At 49.8% G+C, this 19242-nt stretch carries 15 protein-coding genes; 10 read left to right on the top strand and 5 right to left on the bottom strand.

Going from position 1 to position 19242, the window contains the following annotated elements; genetic code table 11:
* Positions 1-14 precede the first annotated feature (14 nt).
* Together Q0V82_RS07600 and Q0V82_RS07605 are read left to right on the top strand one after the other, a co-directional pair.
* Complete coding sequence (locus Q0V82_RS07600; protein WP_297574272.1) at positions 15-1226, top strand: hypothetical protein; 1212 nt, start codon at positions 15-17, stop codon at positions 1224-1226.
* A 64-nt stretch (positions 1227-1290) separates the two neighbouring features.
* On the top strand, positions 1291-2022 hold the full coding sequence (locus Q0V82_RS07605) for a DedA family protein (RefSeq protein WP_297574275.1): 732 nt from the start codon (positions 1291-1293) through the stop codon (positions 2020-2022).
* Between the two features lie 591 nt (positions 2023-2613).
* Here the strand turns inward: Q0V82_RS07605 and murI are convergent.
* On the bottom strand, positions 2614-3420 hold the full coding sequence (gene murI / locus Q0V82_RS07610; protein ID WP_297574278.1) for a glutamate racemase: 807 nt from the start codon (positions 3418-3420) through the stop codon (positions 2614-2616).
* A 109-nt stretch (positions 3421-3529) separates the two neighbouring features.
* Complete coding sequence (locus tag Q0V82_RS07615; protein ID WP_297574281.1) at positions 3530-5179, bottom strand: SulP family inorganic anion transporter; 1650 nt, start codon at positions 5177-5179, stop codon at positions 3530-3532.
* A gap of 152 nt (positions 5180-5331) precedes the next feature.
* On the opposite strand from Q0V82_RS07615, the gene Q0V82_RS07620 reads away from it, so the two are divergent.
* Complete coding sequence (locus Q0V82_RS07620) at positions 5332-6144, top strand: fused MFS/spermidine synthase (protein ID WP_297574283.1); 813 nt, start codon at positions 5332-5334, stop codon at positions 6142-6144.
* 265 nt (positions 6145-6409) lie between these two features.
* Here the strand turns inward: Q0V82_RS07620 and Q0V82_RS07625 are convergent, their stop codons facing one another.
* Complete coding sequence (locus Q0V82_RS07625) at positions 6410-7786, bottom strand: peptide MFS transporter (RefSeq protein ID WP_297574285.1); 1377 nt, start codon at positions 7784-7786, stop codon at positions 6410-6412.
* A gap of 43 nt (positions 7787-7829) precedes the next feature.
* Positions 7830-8555: a LamB/YcsF family protein gene (locus tag Q0V82_RS07630; protein ID WP_297574287.1), complete on the bottom strand. Its 726-nt coding sequence runs from the start codon at positions 8553-8555 to the stop codon at positions 7830-7832.
* A gap of 262 nt (positions 8556-8817) precedes the next feature.
* Here Q0V82_RS07630 and Q0V82_RS07635 point away from each other — a divergent pair, with 262 nt between their 5' ends.
* Both Q0V82_RS07635 and Q0V82_RS07640 read left to right on the top strand, forming a co-directional pair.
* Positions 8818-10098 (top strand): HD-GYP domain-containing protein, encoded by a 1281-nt coding sequence (locus tag Q0V82_RS07635; RefSeq protein ID WP_297574289.1) that lies wholly within the window; start codon positions 8818-8820, stop codon positions 10096-10098.
* Positions 10095-11969 carry a PAS domain-containing hybrid sensor histidine kinase/response regulator gene (locus tag Q0V82_RS07640; protein ID WP_297574293.1) on the top strand — a complete coding sequence of 625 codons (1875 nt, stop codon included), beginning with the start codon at positions 10095-10097 and terminating at the stop codon, positions 11967-11969. The genes Q0V82_RS07635 and Q0V82_RS07640 overlap by 4 nt, the downstream gene beginning before the upstream one ends.
* Before the next feature lie 25 nt (positions 11970-11994).
* Here Q0V82_RS07640 and queG read toward each other — a convergent pair whose 3' ends face one another.
* Complete coding sequence (gene queG / locus Q0V82_RS07645) at positions 11995-13071, bottom strand: tRNA epoxyqueuosine(34) reductase QueG (RefSeq protein WP_297574294.1); 1077 nt, start codon at positions 13069-13071, stop codon at positions 11995-11997.
* On the opposite strand from queG, the gene tsaE reads away from it, so the two are divergent.
* The 5 genes from tsaE (at position 13072) to Q0V82_RS07670 (ending at position 18850) form a co-directional block, all read left to right on the top strand.
* Positions 13072-13578 (top strand): tRNA (adenosine(37)-N6)-threonylcarbamoyltransferase complex ATPase subunit type 1 TsaE, encoded by a 507-nt coding sequence (tsaE, locus tag Q0V82_RS07650; protein ID WP_297574310.1) that lies wholly within the window; start codon positions 13072-13074, stop codon positions 13576-13578.
* The gene (locus Q0V82_RS07655; RefSeq protein WP_297574297.1) at positions 13575-14888 is read left to right on the top strand and encodes an N-acetylmuramoyl-L-alanine amidase; all 1314 of its coding nucleotides are present in this window, start codon (positions 13575-13577) and stop codon (positions 14886-14888) included. Before tsaE ends, Q0V82_RS07655 begins: the two co-directional genes overlap by 4 nt.
* A 106-nt stretch (positions 14889-14994) precedes the next feature.
* Positions 14995-16965, top strand: a complete 1971-nt coding sequence (gene mutL, locus Q0V82_RS07660) for a DNA mismatch repair endonuclease MutL (RefSeq protein ID WP_297574299.1) — start codon at positions 14995-14997, stop codon at positions 16963-16965.
* Positions 16966-17049: 84 nt separating this feature from the next.
* Complete coding sequence (gene miaA / locus Q0V82_RS07665; protein WP_297574302.1) at positions 17050-17994, top strand: tRNA (adenosine(37)-N6)-dimethylallyltransferase MiaA; 945 nt, start codon at positions 17050-17052, stop codon at positions 17992-17994.
* Positions 17995-18091: 97 nt separating this feature from the next.
* Positions 18092-18850 (top strand): PEP-CTERM sorting domain-containing protein, encoded by a 759-nt coding sequence (locus tag Q0V82_RS07670; RefSeq protein WP_297574304.1) that lies wholly within the window; start codon positions 18092-18094, stop codon positions 18848-18850.
* Positions 18851-19242 lie beyond the last annotated feature (392 nt).

The raw sequence follows: 19242 nt of genomic DNA on the forward strand, positions 1-19242 counted from the left end.
AAACGGAAAGCATCATGCCAAATTTTAAGCCCTTCCTGACTTTAATTGCCCTCGCATTCAGCACCTACGGCTATGCTGCTCCGTTTGAATTTAGCGCCACAATGGGCAGCCAGACTCAATCTAGCCGCCATACTGACGCCGAACAAAGCGTGAATTTGTTTTATAAACAGGCCATCAAACCCGGCAGTATATTTAGCAATTACACCGGCAAAGAAGCGGTCACCAGCACACTCAACTTTCGCGGACTACCTATTATTATTGCTTACCCCGATGGCGGAAGTAAGCTGGTATTTAGCATTCCAAGCACCGGACTCAATAAAACCTTTCAAGGTCGCACCAGAGAACAAAGCCAAGCACTGTTTTTAAAATATTTCAGCAGCACGCCAGACTTACTCAGCGAACCCAGTACGCATTTGATCGAACTATCCCCCATTGACTTAATCGCCGGCAATAGCAATAGCTTAATGAGTCGTGGCGTAAGTAATGACGCGCAAACACTGTGGTTTGGTAGCGACGCCGTCGCCGACGAGCAGCGGCTTTCAGTCGGCATCAACTACACGCACATGCAATCAAGTGCCACCGCACAAGCAAGAGCCATGAGTAGCGATGGCATTACCCTGCCATTGGCGTACGCTTACAATTTAGGCGCTGTCAATCACGAGTTGATTGTCAGCGCCCCACTGGGCTACACCGACGCCGAGGGCAGTAAATCTTATGATGCCAATCTCGGATTAAGCTACCGCCATCCAATCAACAGCAACTGGACACTCAGCGCCACCGGATCGGCGCGCTTTGCCGGATCGAACGATATGGGCACGTCAGCCTGGATTGGTTCGGCGGCCATTGGCTCAAGCTATGTTTGGCAAGGGGATGGCTGGCATGTCACGCTGGGCAATATGCTTGGCTACTACAGCGCTTTTAGCCTGCGCGTTGATGACCATACATTTAACCCCGACATTGCCAATACTGTATTTAGAAATGGTTTGTTTTATTCGCTAGACCGCCAATGGGAAGTCGGCGGCGACCCGCTCTCTTGGGAAGTCTATTTAATTAATACGCAATACACTGGCACCAAATTATTTAGCAATCATCAAAATGAAATCGGCGTGAGTTTTGGTCAGCAACGCAGCGAACAAAATGCCAATATCGATTTTCGTGGCGGCGTGAGCTACAGCAAAGGCGAGAACCTCGAAAGCTGGCAAGTCAATTTTGGCGCGTGGTTTTAAACCTAGGAACTAAATCAGCCGCACCTACCCTAATGGGCACGTTCACTCCAAACCCCTTAACGCCATGCAAGACTTGCTTCAAACTGCCATCAACCATTCCAATGAATTGGCGCTCGCCGTGTTATTTATGATTGTCTTGGCCGAATCCACCGCCTTAATTGGACTCATCATTCCCGGCACCATCTTAATGGTCACCATGGGGACATTGATCGGCAGCGGCAAAATGGATTTTTGGCTGGCGTGTAGCGTCGGCTTTGTCGCTGCGCTCATGGGTGATCTGATTTCGTATGCGCTCGGTTATCGCTATCGCCGCCGATTGCAACAACTCAAACTGATTCGGCAACATCGCCGCCTATTGATTCAAGCGCGGCTGGTTTTACGGCATCACGGGCCAGTGGGGATTTTTGTTGGCCGATTTTTAGGCCCAACTCGACCGGTATTGCCGATGGTGGCAGGTATGCTCTCCATGCCCGCCAAACGCTTTATGCCGGCATGCATACTGGCCTGCATTCTCTGGTCGCCATTGTATTTTTTACCGGGTATTTTAGCCGGTGCGGCGCTTGGGCTAGGTGAAAGTACGGCGGTGCATTTCCCGACACTACTGATGGTGACGCTGGCGCTGATAGTTACCGCTGGTTGGATGTTGTGGCGCTTATTCAAGCTGAGCGCACCGCATCGCTGGTTTACTTTCGGCACGCCCATCAGTGCATTAGCCAGCGCTGGCGCACTGTATTTGCTGTTAACCCATCCCCACGCCAGCAACTATGGCGGCCGATTGTGGCAGGTTTTAAGTTAACGCCATCAACAATCTAAGGCCTGCGGCGTCAGCAAACCCTAAGCCGCAGCGCCTTGATCGACCCATCAAATACACAAAAATTCACGCTCAAAATTCACACTCAAAATTCAGCAGCAATTTTGTGCCAAATCAAATTGTGACAGTGGTCACAAAGACAAATTAGATTATCATTGCTGCGTAATCCTTCGTAATTCATTACAACGCATCACAACACATCACAACTGGTCGCAATTCAAATCTCTTTTTCACCCCAAAGAGGCAAGATCATGCACAACAAGCCAACAAGCAGCACCACGCGCAGCACCGCCCTCGGTCATACCCACCTGTCCAAACCCAAACAAACTTTTGCTGATCGAATGCGCGGCAGCACGCCGTTTGCATGGATTAAGTTCAAGCAAAATCTCACCCACTAGGCGCTATTGACGTTTGGTTTATCCAGCGCGTCAGCGGGGATTTTGATCTAAAGCACCGCACGCAGCGCGGCCACGCTACGCTACGCCAGCGCTAAATAACGCAGCAGCACTAAAGCCAACAGCCTCGATATTTAAACATCGAGGCTGCTTGCTTTAGAGGCGAATAACGACAGCGCAATTACAACTGTGCCAGCTCAATCTTGCCCAAGCTACGCCCCAGAAATCGCTCGCCGATGGTTTGAAACTTCACCGGCAAATCGGTGACCACAAAACGATAATCTGGAATTTGATGCGCTGGATTGGCCAAGCCACGCGATTGCAAAATCTCGGCCGTTTGCGCCGCAATCGATAGCGCCGAATCCACCAACTGCATGCGATCGCCACAAATATCCATTAATAGCGGCTTAATCAATGGGTAATGCGTGCAGCCCAGCACCAGCGTGTCAATCGATTCAACAAACACCGGCTTGAGGTATTCTTGCGCGGTTAAGCGCGTCACGGCATGGTCGAGCCAGCCTTCTTCCACCAAAGGCACAAACAACGGGCAAGCTTGCGAATAAACCCGAAAAGTGGGATTAAGCTGATGAATCGCCCGCGCATAGGCATTGGAATTGATCGTCGTTGGCGTACCAATCACGCCAATACCACCGGTTTTGGTGTGCGCCACCGCGTTTTTGGCACCGGCTTCAATCACGTCCAGCACCGGTACATTGGCCGACGCGCGCACTTTATCGGCCGCCACCGCCGCCATGGTATTGCACGCAATAATCAGCATTTTGACTTCTTGCTGCTGCAAAAAATTCGCAATTTGCTGGGTATAGTGCTCGATGGTCGCCACCGACTTCACGCCATACGGCACCCGCGCCGTATCGCCAAAATAAATGATGTTTTCAAACGGCAAGCGATCCATCAAAGCCCGCACGACGGTAAGTCCACCCACTCCAGAATCAAAAACGCCAATCGGGTGCGACGGTAATGAAGTCATATTCGGCCTAGCAACAAAACACACAAAGGCGGGATTCTACTCTGAAGCCCAAGAGAAAACACCGTAAGCACACAAAAAGTCAGCCCACTCAACATATCAATCAAACACATCAATCCGCAGACAAACCATCCGCTCTAGCAATCGCACTGGCCAAATCAGCGCAGTAATAGCCCGCGCCCAAAGTCGCCATCACCCCAGCACGCTCTAATTTGGCCAAAACGCGTACATTGGCTTCACACAGCAGCACTCGCACGCCACGGCGCTGCAACTGCGCAATCGCCTCGTCCAATACCTGCAAACCGGTAATGTCAATAAATGGCACGCGTAATAAGCGAATCACCAGCACCTTGGGGTCGGTATGCGTTGCGGCCAGCGCGCGCTCGAAATTTTCTACCGCGCCAAAGAAAAACGGCCCTTCAATCGAATACACCAGCACCCCGGCGGGCAATTGAATTAAACCTTGCTGGATTAATTCAACGCCGATTTGCTGCGCATCTTGCGACACCACCTCAACCGACATCGACATCCGGCGTAAAAAATGCAGCGTGGCTAAAATCACCCCAATATTCACCGCCACCACTAAATCGGCAAACACTGTTAACACAAAAGTAATCAGTAAAATCGCCACATCGGCCCGTGGGGCATGCGTCAACATATGCCAAAAATGCTTCACTTCGCTCATATTCCACGCCACCACAAACAAAATCGCCGCCAAAGCAGCCAAGGGAATCGACGCGGCGAGCGGCGCTAAAAACAAAATAATCACCAACAAGGTGATGCCATGCACAATGCCTGCTAAGGGGCTATTGCCACCGTTGCGAATATTGGTCGCGGTGCGCGCAATCGCGCCGGTGGCAGCAAAACCACCAAATAGTGGCGTAACTAAATTAGCCAGACCTTGGCCGACCAGCTCTTGATTTGAATCATGCCGCGTGCCCGTCATGCCATCGGCCACCACCGCCGACAGCAATGATTCAATCGCCCCCAACATGGCAATGGTAAACGCCGGACCAATCAAGTTAATCAATTGCCCGGTACTGACTTGCGGCAACGAAAACTCAGGCAAGCCTTGCGGAATACCGCCAAACGCCGAGCCGATGGTCGCCACGCCAGCAAAATGAAATTGCGACTGCAAGCCTGTTGCCAGCACCATCGCCAACAATGGCCCGGGGATTTTTTTAGTCCAACGCCATTTGGGCGCAGCAATTAATACCAATAAACTCAGCAGCGCCAAACCGGTGGTCGCCCAATGCAAATGCGGCAAAGCCTGCACAGTGAGCCAGAATTTTTGATGGAAATGCTCGCCCTGCACCGCCGGTAGACCAAAAAAAGCGCCCCACTGCCCCACCCAAATAATCACGCCAATCCCAGCGGTAAAGCCCACGATCACCGGCGCAGGAATAAATTTAATCACCCCACCGAGCTTGGCCAAGCCCATTAACAGCAAAATCGCACCGGCCATCATCGTCGCCACTTGCAAGCCCGCCACGCCGTATTGCGCGGTAATGCCAGACAAAATCACAATAAACGCGCCAGTGGGTCCGGCGATCTGGACCCGACTGCCACCGCACACCGCCACAATAAAGCCGGCCACAATCGCGGTATAAATTCCTTGTTCGGGCTTGACGCCTGACGCGATGGCAAACGCCATCCCGAGTGGCAAAGCCACCACGCCGACAATCGCCCCAGCAACGATATTGTTCAACCAGTTTTTGGGCGCAAGTAATCCGGCTTTTTGCGCGGCAAGCAAAGCAATCACGATGTATGGCCTATGAAGATCAATCGATTTCTTATTGTAGCCTTACATCAACAATCTTTTCATGCGCAAGATCACGGTCTACTTTATTTGTTGATTATTTGTTGAACATGCGATGATGGCGGGCTGATTCATTTTTAATAGTGCCAACCAGCGTGACTAAGCAGCCCAGCCCTTCTTTTGCCGATTTATTTGCCGAAACCTTAAGCGGAAAACCGTTTGTCTACGAGGAAGGCGACGAAGTCTCGCTGATGTTTGACCTCACCACCGTGCAAAGCCGGATGAAACGCCAAGCCCCACAAGACCTTATACTGGGGTATACGCGCTCAATGGTTGCATTTAGCCTACTGCAAGCCAATACCCAGCATATTGGTATGATTGGTCTCGGCGGCGGCTCGCTCACCAAATACTGCCATCACTACCTGCCCGATTGCACGATTAAAGTCGCTGAAATCGACGCCGATGTTATCGCCTTGCGCGATCGCTTTGCCATTCCCAACGACAGTGCACGGCTTAAGATTGAATGTGTTGACGGTGCGGCGTGGTTAAAACGCCAATCGGCGTTTGACGCACTCTTGGTTGACGCTTATAGCCAAAGTGGTATGCCAGAAAGCCTGGCCACCGCGCAATTTTTTGACGATTGCCGCGCGGCTTTGGCCGATGAAGGGATATTGGTGGTGAATCTATGGGGTAGCGACGCGCGCTTTGATAGCTACTATCAACGAATTCGCACGGTGTTTGACGGCGCGGCCATTGCCATTGGTGCCGATGGCTGCGCCAACCGGATTGTTTTAGCCATAAACGGCGGCAAGTTCCCGCCGAACACTCGCGCCATCATGCAGCGCGCGCAAGCGCTAGCTAAAGCGCACAGCGTAGACCTACCCGCCTTAGCGCGCCGAATCGAGCGCGCCTTGCGCCACCCCGATGGACTAGAACCCGCTAATCGCCATATTGAAGCGGCCGGTTAAGCCCAAAAATCTCGCAGCGGCGGTGTGCGGCTCACTGCTGCGTACCGCATCGAAAAGCCAACGCAGAGACGCAGAGACGCAGAGGCACAGAGTAAACCAGTGCAAAACATCAGCAAATCGCAGTTTAAATCGTCCTATTGACGAGCGATTTGAACTCTGACTGGCTTTTCTCCGCGTCTCTGCGCCTCTGCGTCAAAGTTTTTTAAGCCCATGCCATCACCGCTATTGCCGAACTCTTTGCCAAATCACACCTTGCTTAATCGCATCAACGAATGCCGTGCATCATTTTTTGCAATGGCTTGCTGGCCAATAGCAATAAGCCGCCAGCCAAGAACGACATGGCGACAAATAACATAAAGAAGTCATGCAAATTACTCACTTGCCAGCCCAAGAAAGACGGAAAAGGTTTGCCGGACTCGGGATAAAACCCCGCCAAAATACCAGCAAACCAATTGGCCGCCGCATTGGCTAAAAACCACACCGCCATCAATAACGACGCAAATCGCGCTGGCGCGAGTTTATTTACCAAAGACAGGCCAATCGGCGACAAGCACAATTCACCCATGGTATGCAGCCAATACATCGACACCAACCACAAGATCGATACCTTCATGCCTGCATCAATACCATCAACACCAAAAGCAATCACTACATAACCCAAGCCCAATAAAATCAAGCCCCACGCCATTTTGGTCGGCGACGACGGCTCTTTGCCCTTGGCTGACAAGCTCATCCACAAGCGCGCCATAATCGGTGCAAAGATCAACACAAACACCGGATTTAACGATTGAAACCACGATGCGGGCACTTCAAAGCCATACACCATGCGGTCCGTCGATTCGCGAGCAAAAAAGGTGAGCGACACGCCTGCTTGCTCAAATGCCGACCAGAAAAACACCACAAAAAAGGCCAATACACCGATAACGACCATTCTTTGAATATCAATGGTACTTAATGAGGTATCGATTTGGCTTTTTTCCAGCGCCGATAGCTGCTTAGGCGGCAAGCCCAAGATTTGCCCTTCGGGCGACAATAAATATTTATTTTTAAACGCTTGGAAAATCACCAACGACAGCAGCATCCCAATCCCGGCGGCTAAAAAGCCCCAGCGAAAATCAGCCGGATTACCGGTGTCGCCCAAAGTACCGCAAATCAATGGCGCACAAAACGAGCCTAAATTAATCCCCATATAAAAAATGGTATACGCCGCGTCTTTACGCGCATCATTGGGTGCATACAGCTGCCCAACCATGGTGGAAATATTCGGTTTAAAAAAACCATTACCCAAACAAATTAAACCCAAACCAGAATAAAAGAACGGCAGTGCCAAAGTTAGATTGGTGTAAAAAGTGCTAGCAAAAAACAAGGCAAATTGCCCAGCGGCCATCAATAAGCCGCCGACCAAGATTGAGCGCTGATTACCCCAGTAACGATCGGCGATATAACCGCCAATCAACGGCGTTAAAAACACCAAACCGGTGTATTGCCCGTATAAAGCAGAAGTGAATTGCTTATCAAACGACAAGGCGGAAATCATGAATAAAGCCAATAAAGCCCGATTGCCATAATACGAGAACCGTTCCCACATTTCGGTGGCGAACAGTAGATACAGCCCTTTAGGGTGAGCTTGTGTTGCAGACATAGAAGCACGCTATCAATGATTGATTTGCGTTTACCTTAACGCATCATTCGCCCTTTTGACCAGACTCAGCACACAGACGGACGCCCAAATTCAATAAAAACTGACGAATCGCAAGCGTTTGCGCCAGTTCAAGGTAATTTTCACCATGAACCGACAACGATTGAACTTGTCCCACCAACGCCAAAGCTAGCTGTTGTGACTCAGTCCAATCGGCCGCTGGCGAGGTATCGAGCCCTACACTTGATGCTGCATCGTCTCTATCGCCATGCCCCAGCGAACTTTCCGAAATCGTCGTCAAACCCCGCGCGGCGGCGGCCAACAATAATTCGCTATGCAAGGGTGCCATTACCGATAAATCAGGGTCAATTTCAAAGATCAATTGCGCGATTTGATCGGCCAATACTGGGTTTTTAGCCGCGTCACGATATAAAGCGCCATGCAATTTAACGTAAGCCACTGAAACGCCTTCTTCAATACACACCGCCTTCATCGCCCACAATTGGGCGGTAATACTAAACACCAGTTGCGAGGGGTGCATCGATAACGAGCGCTGCCCTAAATTCGCCCGATCGGGGTAGCTGGGCGCAGCGCCAATACGCACCCCATACTGATGCGCCAAATGCACTGCGGCACGCATTGAATCCACACTGCCAGCGTGACCGCCGCACGCAATATTGGCCAAAGACACCAAGGGCATCCATTGCGAATCCAAATCCTGATCACGACCAAAATCAGCGTTTAACCCAAGAAACACGCCCTGCTCAATCACAACAATTTCCTTTAGCGTAACGACGCGCCACCGTGCGACGTTACCCTTGATAGATCAAAAAATAAGGCAAACCAGCTCAGCCGGTGCTCAGCGAGACACTAGACACAACAGCGCCGCAATAGTAACTGACGTCAAACTTATAGTTAACCATTTGATAATTATTAAAAATTTCAAATCCCTGAATATATAGCCACTCAGCAAGGCAGACTTTATCCGCAAATTAGCCATAATTAAGTCCATGCCTGACACCGATGCGTACCCCATGACCAACGAGTCCAATTACTTTGCTCACCCCGATCAGCTGCAAGTGGGCGTTTACATCCAACTCGATTTGCATTGGATGGCGCATCCATTTAGCTTTGGTAGTTTTAAAATCAAATCGATCGATCAAATCGACACGCTAAAAAAACTCGGCTTAGTCAAAATTCGCTACCTTCCCCATAAAAGCGACAGCCAACCCCTGCCATTCACCGCCCCGCAGATTGCACAAGCCAGCAGTGCCATCTGCAACGCCGAAATAGTCGACCCGGATGTTTTGGCGCTTTTGGCCGCCAAAAGGCAGCGCCAAGCCCAGCATGAACACCGACAAGCGCAACTAAATGCCTGCGAAAAAGCCTTTAGCAAAGCGGCAAAAATCGTCAGAAGCATCAACAGCCAAATCCATATTGATGCCAAAAAAACCGTGGCGGCGGCCGATCAGTTGGTGAACCAGATGCTCGATTCGCTGTTAATCGACGATGACATTGCGATTCATTTAATGAATGGCAATACGCTGGGCGACGAAACCTACTTCCATATTTTAAATGTGGCCGTATTGGCTTTAATGCTAGGGCGCGCCATGCAATTATCTCGCGACGAGATACACATCTTGGGTTTGGCCGCCTTATTTCACGACATTGGCAAAAGCGAAGTGCCCAACCGTGTTTTACTCAAAACCGAAGCCTTAAATCGCGCAGAACAAGCGCTGATGGAACAACATGCCATATGGGGCGTAGAAACCGCGCAGCGCGCAGGATTAGACCCTCGCGTATTAAAACTCATCGCGCAACATCACGAATACTGCGATGGTAGCGGCTATCCACAACGGCTAAAATTGGCGCAAATTGATCCGCTGGCGCGCATTTTGGTGTTGGTCAACACTTACGACAATTACTGCAACCGCAATAATTCGGCACTATCCTTAACGCCGCACGAAGGATTGGCGTTGATGTTTACTCAGCACAAAGCCAAGTTTGACCCCGGTCCGCTCAATCACTTTATTAAATGCCTGGGTGTCTATCCGCCGGGTACTTTAGTGATTTTATCTAATGACTGTTATGGCCTCGTGGTCTCGGTGAATGCTTCGCGCCCTTTGCGCCCGCAAGTCTTAGTCTGTGGCCATGAGTCCGGCAGCGAAAACGCGATTATTTTAGATTTAGAGCACGAAAACGGCATCAATATCAGTAAATCGATCAAGGCCAATCAGCTGAGTGCCGATGCAGCGCGCGCCTTAAGTCCAAGTAAACGCATGAACTACTTTTTTAGTACCAGCGAGCCAATATGACCTTACTGGCACACAATCTGCTCGACGCCTGCGCCACGGCGATTTTAGCCGTCTCGCCGCATGATTTACGCATTGTTTCGGCCAATCAAGCCAGCGCTTTGCTACTGGGTTATGCCCAGCACGATTTAATGGGTCGGCCGATTCAAGACATTGAAACCGGATTACAAGAACATTTTTTTTGGGAAGACGTGCGTAATGGCGGCAATACCCACATCAGCCAGCTTGAAACTGATTACCGCCATGCACAAGGATATTTCTTATCGGTATGCAAAAGCGTGCGCAGCACCGTCTGGGAAGATCAAACGCTGTGCGTGATTTCTTTTTACGACATCAGTCAAAGCAAGCGAATAGAACGAGAGAGCGCACTCACCGCCTCTTTGCTGTATGCCACTTTAGAGTCCACCGCCGATGGTATTGTCGTCACTGATTTGGATGGGCATATTCGCCATTGCAACGCGGCAATGATGCAAATTTGGCAATGGTCAGATACGCGCCAATCTGAGGCTTTATTTGAATGGATCAAACCGCAACTCAGTCATGCCGAAGAATTTCAACATTGGTTAGATCTACTGTATAGCGATCCGTATCTTGAATCGCAGTTTGCCGCTCATTTGCTGGATGGTCGATTTTATGATTTTAATAGTCAAGCACAGCGCTTGGGCGAAGCGCCTGAAGGGCGGATTTTTAGCGTTCACGACACCACGGCCATCAAATGCAGCGAAGCGGCACTGCGTATTGCGCACCAAAAAGCGCAAGCGGCCAGCCGAGCTAAATCAGAATTTTTATCGCATATGAGTCATGAACTGAGAACACCGCTCAATGCCATTTTGGGCTTTGCCCAACTCATTTACATCGACACCGACAATCCGCAACGCCAACTGGGCAATTACATTATTAATGCTGGCAGGCATTTACTCGACATGATTAATGAAGTGCTCGATTTAGCCAGTATCGAAGCGGGAAAACTCACCGTACGCCATGAAACCATTGATCTCACGCCGATTGTGCGTGACTGCTGTGAGTTAATGCAAAATTTAGCCACAGAAAAAAACACCCAACTCTTTATTGATCTCCCTCCTAATTGCTGCTGGGTGGAGGGTGATGCGCGCCGAATCAAACAGATTTTATTAAATTTTACTTCCAACGCGATCAAATACAATCGCCCTGCCGGCCGCGTGACAATAAGCATCAGCCAAACCCAAAACAACAATTGGCGCTTAATGGTATCCGATACCGGTTTGGGGATCAGCCAAACCGATCAAGCCCAGCTCTTTATGGCTTTTTCTCGGGTGGGTGAGCAACAAGAAGAAATAGAAGGCACCGGCATTGGGCTAGCCTTTACCCGTAAACTGGCGCAGCTGATGCAAGGGACGGTCGGCGTAAAAAGCCAGCTCGACATAGGTAGTGATTTTTGGGTGGACTTCCCTGCAGTCACCCCAGCCGCACACCAGAGCAGCAGTGGCAGTGCCTCAACCGAAGCCAAGCAGCGGCACATTTTATACATTGAGGACGATTTGCTGTCCCAAAAACTCATGAGCCGCATACTCGAGCAGCAACGTGCTCATTATACATTAGCGCTAGCCAGTACCGCCGCCGCAGGTTTATTGCTGGCGCAGCAGCAAATCCCCGATTTAATCTTGCTCGATCGCCATCTTCCCGACGCCACCGGTGCCAGCCTGCTGGTGCAATTAAGAATGAATGAAACCACCCGACACATTCCAGTGATTGCCTTATCAGGCGACGCTTTGGCCGAAGACATTCATCAAGCGATTCAACTTGGCTTTGATGCCTATTTGACCAAACCACTGGATATTGCCAAAGCACTACCCATCATCGACAATGCTTTAGGCTATACCCATCAGGGTATATAGCTGTAACTTATTTATTAGTTAAGCTTCAATCCAATACCCTATGCTGCGCCAAAGCCCACAACACATGCTCACGCACCATCTCATTATCAATATCGCGCCGAGCTTGTAAAGCGGTGACAACCTCAGATGTAGTGCTAGCATTGCCTAAGCCCACCGCCAGATTTCTCAACCACGCCCAATAGCCGATTCGATAGATTGGGCTACCGGCCATTTTTTGCTGAAAGTCGGTTTCAGACCAAGCAAACAACGTTAATAAACTGACATCATCTAAGCCATGGCGAATCACAAAATCGGTTTCAGGGCTGGTTTTGGCAAAACGATTCCACGGACACACCAATTGACAATCATCGCAGCCATACACGCGGTTACCAATTTGTGAGCGAAACTCAATGGGAATCGCCCCTTTTAATTCAATGGTTAAATAAGAAATACACCGCCGTGCATCCACCATATACGGCGCCACAATCGCTTGCGTCGGACAGGCATCAATACACGCAGTGCATTGGCCGCAATGCTCTTTGGGCATCGGAGGGTCGGCCGGCAAGGCAATATCTAAAAACAATTCACCAATAAAAAAGAACGAACCATATTGCCGATTAATTAATAAACTATGTTTGCCACGCCAACCATTGCCACCTTGCTTGGCCAATTCAACCTCAAGCACCGGTGCTGAATCAACAAATACCCGATAGCCCATTGGGCCAACTAAATCGGTAATTTTTTCGGCCAATTGTTGCAGACGATGCCGCAAAACTTTGTGATAATCACGCCCTAAGGCGTAACGAGAGATATACGCCCTATCGGTATCGGCCAAAACGCCTTCTGGATCAGCACCGCCAGACAGATACGGCATAAAAACAGTGACTACCGATAAAGTTCCCGGCACTAATTCGGCCGCTCTGGCGCGCTTTAAACCGTGCCTTGCCATATAATCCATTTCGCCGTGATAACCCGCAGCCAACCATTGGCTTAAACCGGATTCGGCATGGCTTAAATCAATATTGGCAATCGCCGCCGCGGCAAAGCCAAGCTGGTGCGCCCAATCTTTAATCGATTGCACCATAACCTGATCATTGGGTGGTAAATGTATAAATTCAGTCATATTGCAAATGATACCGCGTTCAGCGCGGTTTTAAATGATGAAGCCGCCACATTGGAATTTGGCCGCCATATTGCGCAGGTGCTTCGCGCTGGCATGGTGGTGTTTTTAGAAGGCAATTTGGGCGCAGGCAAAACCACATTAACGCGCGGTATTTTACGCGGTGCAGGCTTTACGGGACGCGTTAAAAGCCCAACTTATACCTTAGTAGAGCCTTACCCTTTGCTTGGACTTAAAGCAGATTCTAAATTATACTTTTATCACTTTGATTTATATCGATTTAATGATCCAAGCGAATGGGAAGACGCCGGTTTTAGAGATTACTTTAATGCCGAGTCTGTGTGTTTAATTGAATGGGCCGATAAAGCCAGCGGTCAACTCCCCACGCCCGATTGGATTATTCAATTAAGTCCCGAAGGCGAAGGCCGAAAAATTTTATTGTCCGCTACCAGTGAGTTAGGCCAAACATGCCAGAACGCTTTGACCTTAGCAGTCCAATCAGCGCAATGAATTGCGAATTAAATTTAAATCGCCGCGACGTATTACGTGCCGCCGCTGCGACCTTGATTTTATCAGTGAGCCCAGTCAGTCTTGCTGGCAACGCCAGCGTCGTTGCGGTGCGTGTTTGGCCATCGGCCGCGTATACCCGCGTCACCATTGAGTCGTCTGAGCCGCTACCGTTTAATCAATTTATGATTAAAGATCCAGAGCGCTTGGTGATTGACTTGCACGGCATTGATTTAAACAATGAATTACAAAGTTTGGCCGGCAAAGTCGGCGGCGATGATCCGTATATCAAATTACTGCGCGCTGCGCGCAATAAGCCCGGCACAGTGCGCTTGGTTTTAGATTTAAAAACCCAAGTCAGCCCACAAGTCTTTACCTTAGCGCCATTCTCAGAGTACAAGCATCGTTTGGTGATTGATCTTTACCCCACCGAGCAAAACGATCCATTACTGGCCTTACTCAACGACAATCCAAGCGCTGCGGCGGCCAGCGCGATGCAGGCCAAGCCGGCTGAGCCCAAAGTGGCCGAAGCGGCCAAGCCGGTTGAGCCCAGTAAAGCCAATGACAATACAGTTGATCGCAATAAGCTCAAAGTCGATCGCTTAATTACCGTGGTGCTCGATCCTGGCCATGGCGGCGAAGATCCCGGTGCCGTTGGGCCATCGGGCACGCACGAAAAAGTCGTGGTATTGCAAATCGCAAAAAAACTCAAAGCTTTGCTCGAAAATGAAGCCAATGTGCGCGTGGTGCTAACGCGCGATGGCGATTATTTTGTGCCGCTGGGTGTTCGGGTTAAAAAGGCGCGTGCGGTCAATGCCGATTTATTTGTCTCCATTCACGCCGATGCCTTTGTTCGCCCTGGTGCCAATGGCTCATCGGTGTTTGCACTGTCTGAAGGCGGCGCAACCAGCAGTCAAGCGCGCTGGTTGGCGCAAACACAAAATGATGCCGATTTAATTGGTGGGATTAAAATCAAAACTGAAAATCCGTATTTGGCGCGCACTTTAATGGATTTAACCACGACGGCAACGATTAACGACAGCATGAAGCTGGGCAAAGCCATGCTCGGTGAAATCGGCAATATCAATCGCCTGCATAAACCTAGCGTTGAACAAGCCAATTTTGCGGTATTGAAGGCCCCAGATATTCCATCAATTTTGGTCGAAACGGCGTTTATTTCGAATCCAGAAGAGGAGCAAAAACTCATCTCTGACGCCTATCAAAACAAAATGGCCCAAGCCTTACATCAAGGCATTAAGCGCTATTTTGCTAAAAATCCGCCGCTAGCCAAAACACGACTCGCCCACAGCTAAAACCCATCCATCTAGCTAGTACAACGCCTGTTGGATCGACTGCATCGTCAATCCAACAGGCTGGTATACTTCAGCCTCTTTTGTTTTTTGACCATCGTCTAACTTCATGCCACGCATCCAAAGACTTTCCGATCACCTTGTCAATCAAATCGCCGCCGGCGAGGTGGTTGAGCGACCCGCGTCGGCATTGAAAGAACTGTTAGAAAACAGCATTGATGCCGGCAGCAAAAGCTTGCACATTGAATTACACGCTGGCGGCAGCAAACTGATTAAAGTGATTGACGATGGTTGCGGCATTGCCAAAGACGATCTGGGCCTTGCCCTGCATCGCCATGCCACCAGCAAAATCAGCAGCATGGATGACTTGGCCAAGGTCGGCACTTTGGGTTTTCGCGGAGAAGGATTGGCCTCGATTGCCTCCGTCTCTCGGCTGAGTTTAACCAGCCGCTTTACTGAAAACGATCAATTATCGGCCCACGCTTGGCGGGTTGAAGCCGATCATGGTCATTTACTCGAACCTGAACCGGCAGCCTTAGCCTGCGGCACCACCATCGAAGTGCATGAGCTATATACGCAAGTGCCAGCACGAAAAAAATTCTTAAAGTCCGACAGCACCGAATACGCCCATTGCCTGAGCATGGTTGAGCGCTTAGCGCTGGCCAACCCGCAAATTCAAATCACCTTGCTGCACAACGGCAAAGCGCAGCAGCGCTGGCTGGCTGGCGATTTAGCCAAACGTGCCGCCGCCATTATTAGTGATGACTTTGTGCAATCGGGGATCGTGGTCGATGAAGGCTTTGGTAGCTTGCGATTGCATGGCATCACCGGCTCACCCACATTGGGTAAAACCAGCCGCGAAGCGCAGTACTTTTTTGTGAATGGCCGCTTTGTGCGCGACAAAGTGGTGATGCACGCGCTCAAAGAAGCCTATCGCGACGTGCTACACCATAATTTACACGCATCATTTTGCCTGTTTTTAGAGCTCGACCCAGAAGGCGTGGATGTCAACGTCCACCCCACCAAAATCGAAGTACGCTTTCGCGAAAGCCAAGCGATCTATCGCTTTTTGCTGACTAGCTTATCCAAAGCCCTCGCCCAAACCAAAGCCGGTAAATTACCCGAGGGTATTGATACCGAGACCGGAGAAATAAAAGCCCCGGCAGCAATACCCCAAGAAACCAACTACAAACCGCAAGATTACGCCAAAATGGCGTATCGCCAGCAGTCGATACCACTGGCACCAACTGCTGGTGAAGGCCTGCAAGTTTACGAAACGATGTTTGCCGATTTGCGCCAAAGTAGCCCTAGCGCACCCATCGCTGAGACTTCACCCGCATACCGTGCACCGATTGATCCAGCGCCAGTTGCGCCAATCATCAGCAGCACGCCCGAGCCAGAGCACCGCGCGAAGATCGGCGGCGCTAGCGTTGATCAACCTGCACCATGGCTAGCAACGCCCCGCACCAAGCTACCGCCTAGTGAGGAAAATGGTGCGCCGCCTTTGGGCTTTGCACTCGGCCAATTGCACGGCGTTTATATTTTGAGTCAAACCAACGAAGGCCTGATCGTCATCGACATGCACGCCGCGCATGAACGCGTGGTGTATGAAAAACTCAAAACGGCGCTTGATTTAGCCAATATGCCGATGCAGCCTTTGCTCATTCCGCATGTGTTTAACGCCGACAAATTTGACATCGCCACCGTCGAAGACTTTGGCGAACAACTTGCCGATTTAGGGCTAGAAATCTCAGTCACCTCGCCCACACAGCTCTCAGTTCGCGCCGTACCGATGTTATTGCAAAACAGCAATCCCGTTGAATTAGCCCAAGCCATGCTGCGCGATATTCGCCAAGTGGGCGTCTCGCAAGTGCTCTCCGGTCGTCGCAACGAGCTATTGGCCACCATGGCCTGCCACGGCGCGGTGCGCGCCAATCGCCAGCTCACTGTGCCAGAAATGAACGCGCTACTGCGCGAAATGGAAGTGACTGAGCGATCCGGCCAATGCAACCACGGCCGCCCAACTTGGTTTCGCCTCACCATGAATGATCTTGATAAAATGTTTATGCGCGGGCAATGATGAATTTTGTGCTGCCTGCTGCATAACAACGACACAAACCAGCACCTCCAAACTTAATCCCTCTACTTTTGCCATGGCCCAATCATGAATCCACTTCCTCCTGCTATTTTCATCATGGGGCCCACGGCCAGCGGCAAAACGGCGACGGCCATGCGGCTTATCGAGCTCGGGCTGCCAGTTGAACTCATTTCGGTCGACTCGGCCTTAGTGTTTAAAGACATGGATATTGGCAGCGCTAAACCTAGCAAAGCTGAACTCGCGGCAGCGCCGCACCATTTAATTGACATTATCGACCCCACCGAAGTCTATTCTGCGGCGCAATTTAGGCTCGATGCCCGTGCCTTGATGGACGACATTACCGCACGCGGCAAAGTGCCGGTACTGGTTGGCGGCACCATGCTGTATTTCAACACCTTGCAACAAGGTATTCATGACCTACCCACGGCCGATGCCGAACTGCGTGCGCAAATCCATCTTGACGCCCAAGCGCTAGGCTGGGCGGCGATGCACCAACGATTGGCGGCATTGGACGCCATCACCGCAGCTAGGCTAGACCCCAATGACACGCAAAGAATCGAGCGGGCTTTAGAAGTCTGCATTTTGTCGGGTAAAGCCATGTCGAGCATACTGGCTGAGCCCGCCAGAGAGATACTCCCCTACGATTTACTCAAAATCGCCTTAGTCCCAAGCGATCGCTCGGTACTTCACCAGCGAATTGCGCTGCGTTTTGATCAAATGCTCAGTGACGGTTTATTGGCCGAAGTGCAAATGCTGCGCGCCAAATACCCGCTCAATCTGGATTTACCATCCATGCGCTGCGTCGGTTACCGCCAAGCTTGGAGTCATTTAGACGGCGAATACGATTTTGCCACCTGCCGCGAAAAAGGCATTGCCGCCACCCGCCAACTGGCTAAACGCCAACTCACGTGGTTACGCGGCATGGATGATTGCGACTTAATTGACTGCACTAGAAATAATGCAGAAACAGAATCAATAGAATTAATTTTAAAAAAATTACAGCCAAATTAACAAAACAAAAAAAACACACCAAACAAATACCATAAATAGTAAATTAACAAATCATTAAATCATTAAATCATTACATAAGAGATTAATTAATTACCATTTGTCAATAAATTTAAATGCATTCTTGCTTTACGCCGTACTTCAATTTAAAACTAAAGCTAATGCAACATCTCAACAACTCAATCTGAGATTTGCCCACTTTAAACTGCGTACGGAGCATGTTATGAAACACCTTAAAAAACTTGCAATTATTGCCGCCCTACTAAGCACATCGTCTTTTGCGCAAATCTCTGCAAGTGGGCTAATCATCAGCGGCACTACTTTTAGCACCAACAATGCATTCCAATTTTTTAATACTTCAAACGCTGGCGAATACATCACCTCATTAACTTGGGACTTATCCCCGATTGGCGGTTTTTTTGATACCGCCGCAACGACACCAGGAACAAGCTATTCAGGTTTAGTGATTAATACTTCAACTGGCGGTGTTTCAGCAACGGCTCCCACCAATGCAGCGTTAGATGGCAAGCAACAAGTTACCTTTAATTTTGCAGGCAATACATTCGCTGCCGGGCAAAAATTTATTTTTGGTGTTGATACTGACTTATTTAGCTGCGTTGATTGTAATGGGATTAATGGCGCAGGCTTTATTGGTGCCAAAGTAGCGGCAACCTTCTCCGATGGCCAAACGCGCTATGGTACCTACACCGGCACGAATAAACTAGGATTTGGCTCAGAAGTCAGTATCACTCAGCCTGTTCCTGAACCAGAAACCTACGCCCTAATGGGGCTCGGTCTAGTCGGCTTACTCGCTGCCCGCCATCGTAAATCACGCCACGACACGAAAAGTAAATATTAATCATTACTGCGCCCAATAAAAAACGCCATTAATGGCGTTTTTTATTGGGCGCTGCCAGTTGTTTACAAAGCCTTTCCAGTTGCTGAGTAAATAAATTATTTATTCGCTTAAAATCTCAGGTATCATCAAACAAAGATAAATAAGCAAGCATTAAATTCAATGAAATTTTATCGGATTCATCCCGAATAAATTCCTGATTCTCCCTTGTCCAGCATCCAGCCGCACTCACGACCTAAATCAAACATGTCTGAATTTGATTCATCACATTTAACCGCATCAATTCAGTTTTAAATCCCAAAATACGACGCCACAGGGCAAAACGTTAACTCAGTCTGCAAATCACAGGTTCAAATAGTAAGTGCAACGCTAGGTAGGTTCGTCAATTCAGTGAC

The sequence above is a fragment of the uncultured Deefgea sp. genome (assembly GCF_947072475.1).
In the GTDB taxonomy this organism is placed as follows: domain Bacteria; phylum Pseudomonadota; class Gammaproteobacteria; order Burkholderiales; family Chitinibacteraceae; genus Deefgea.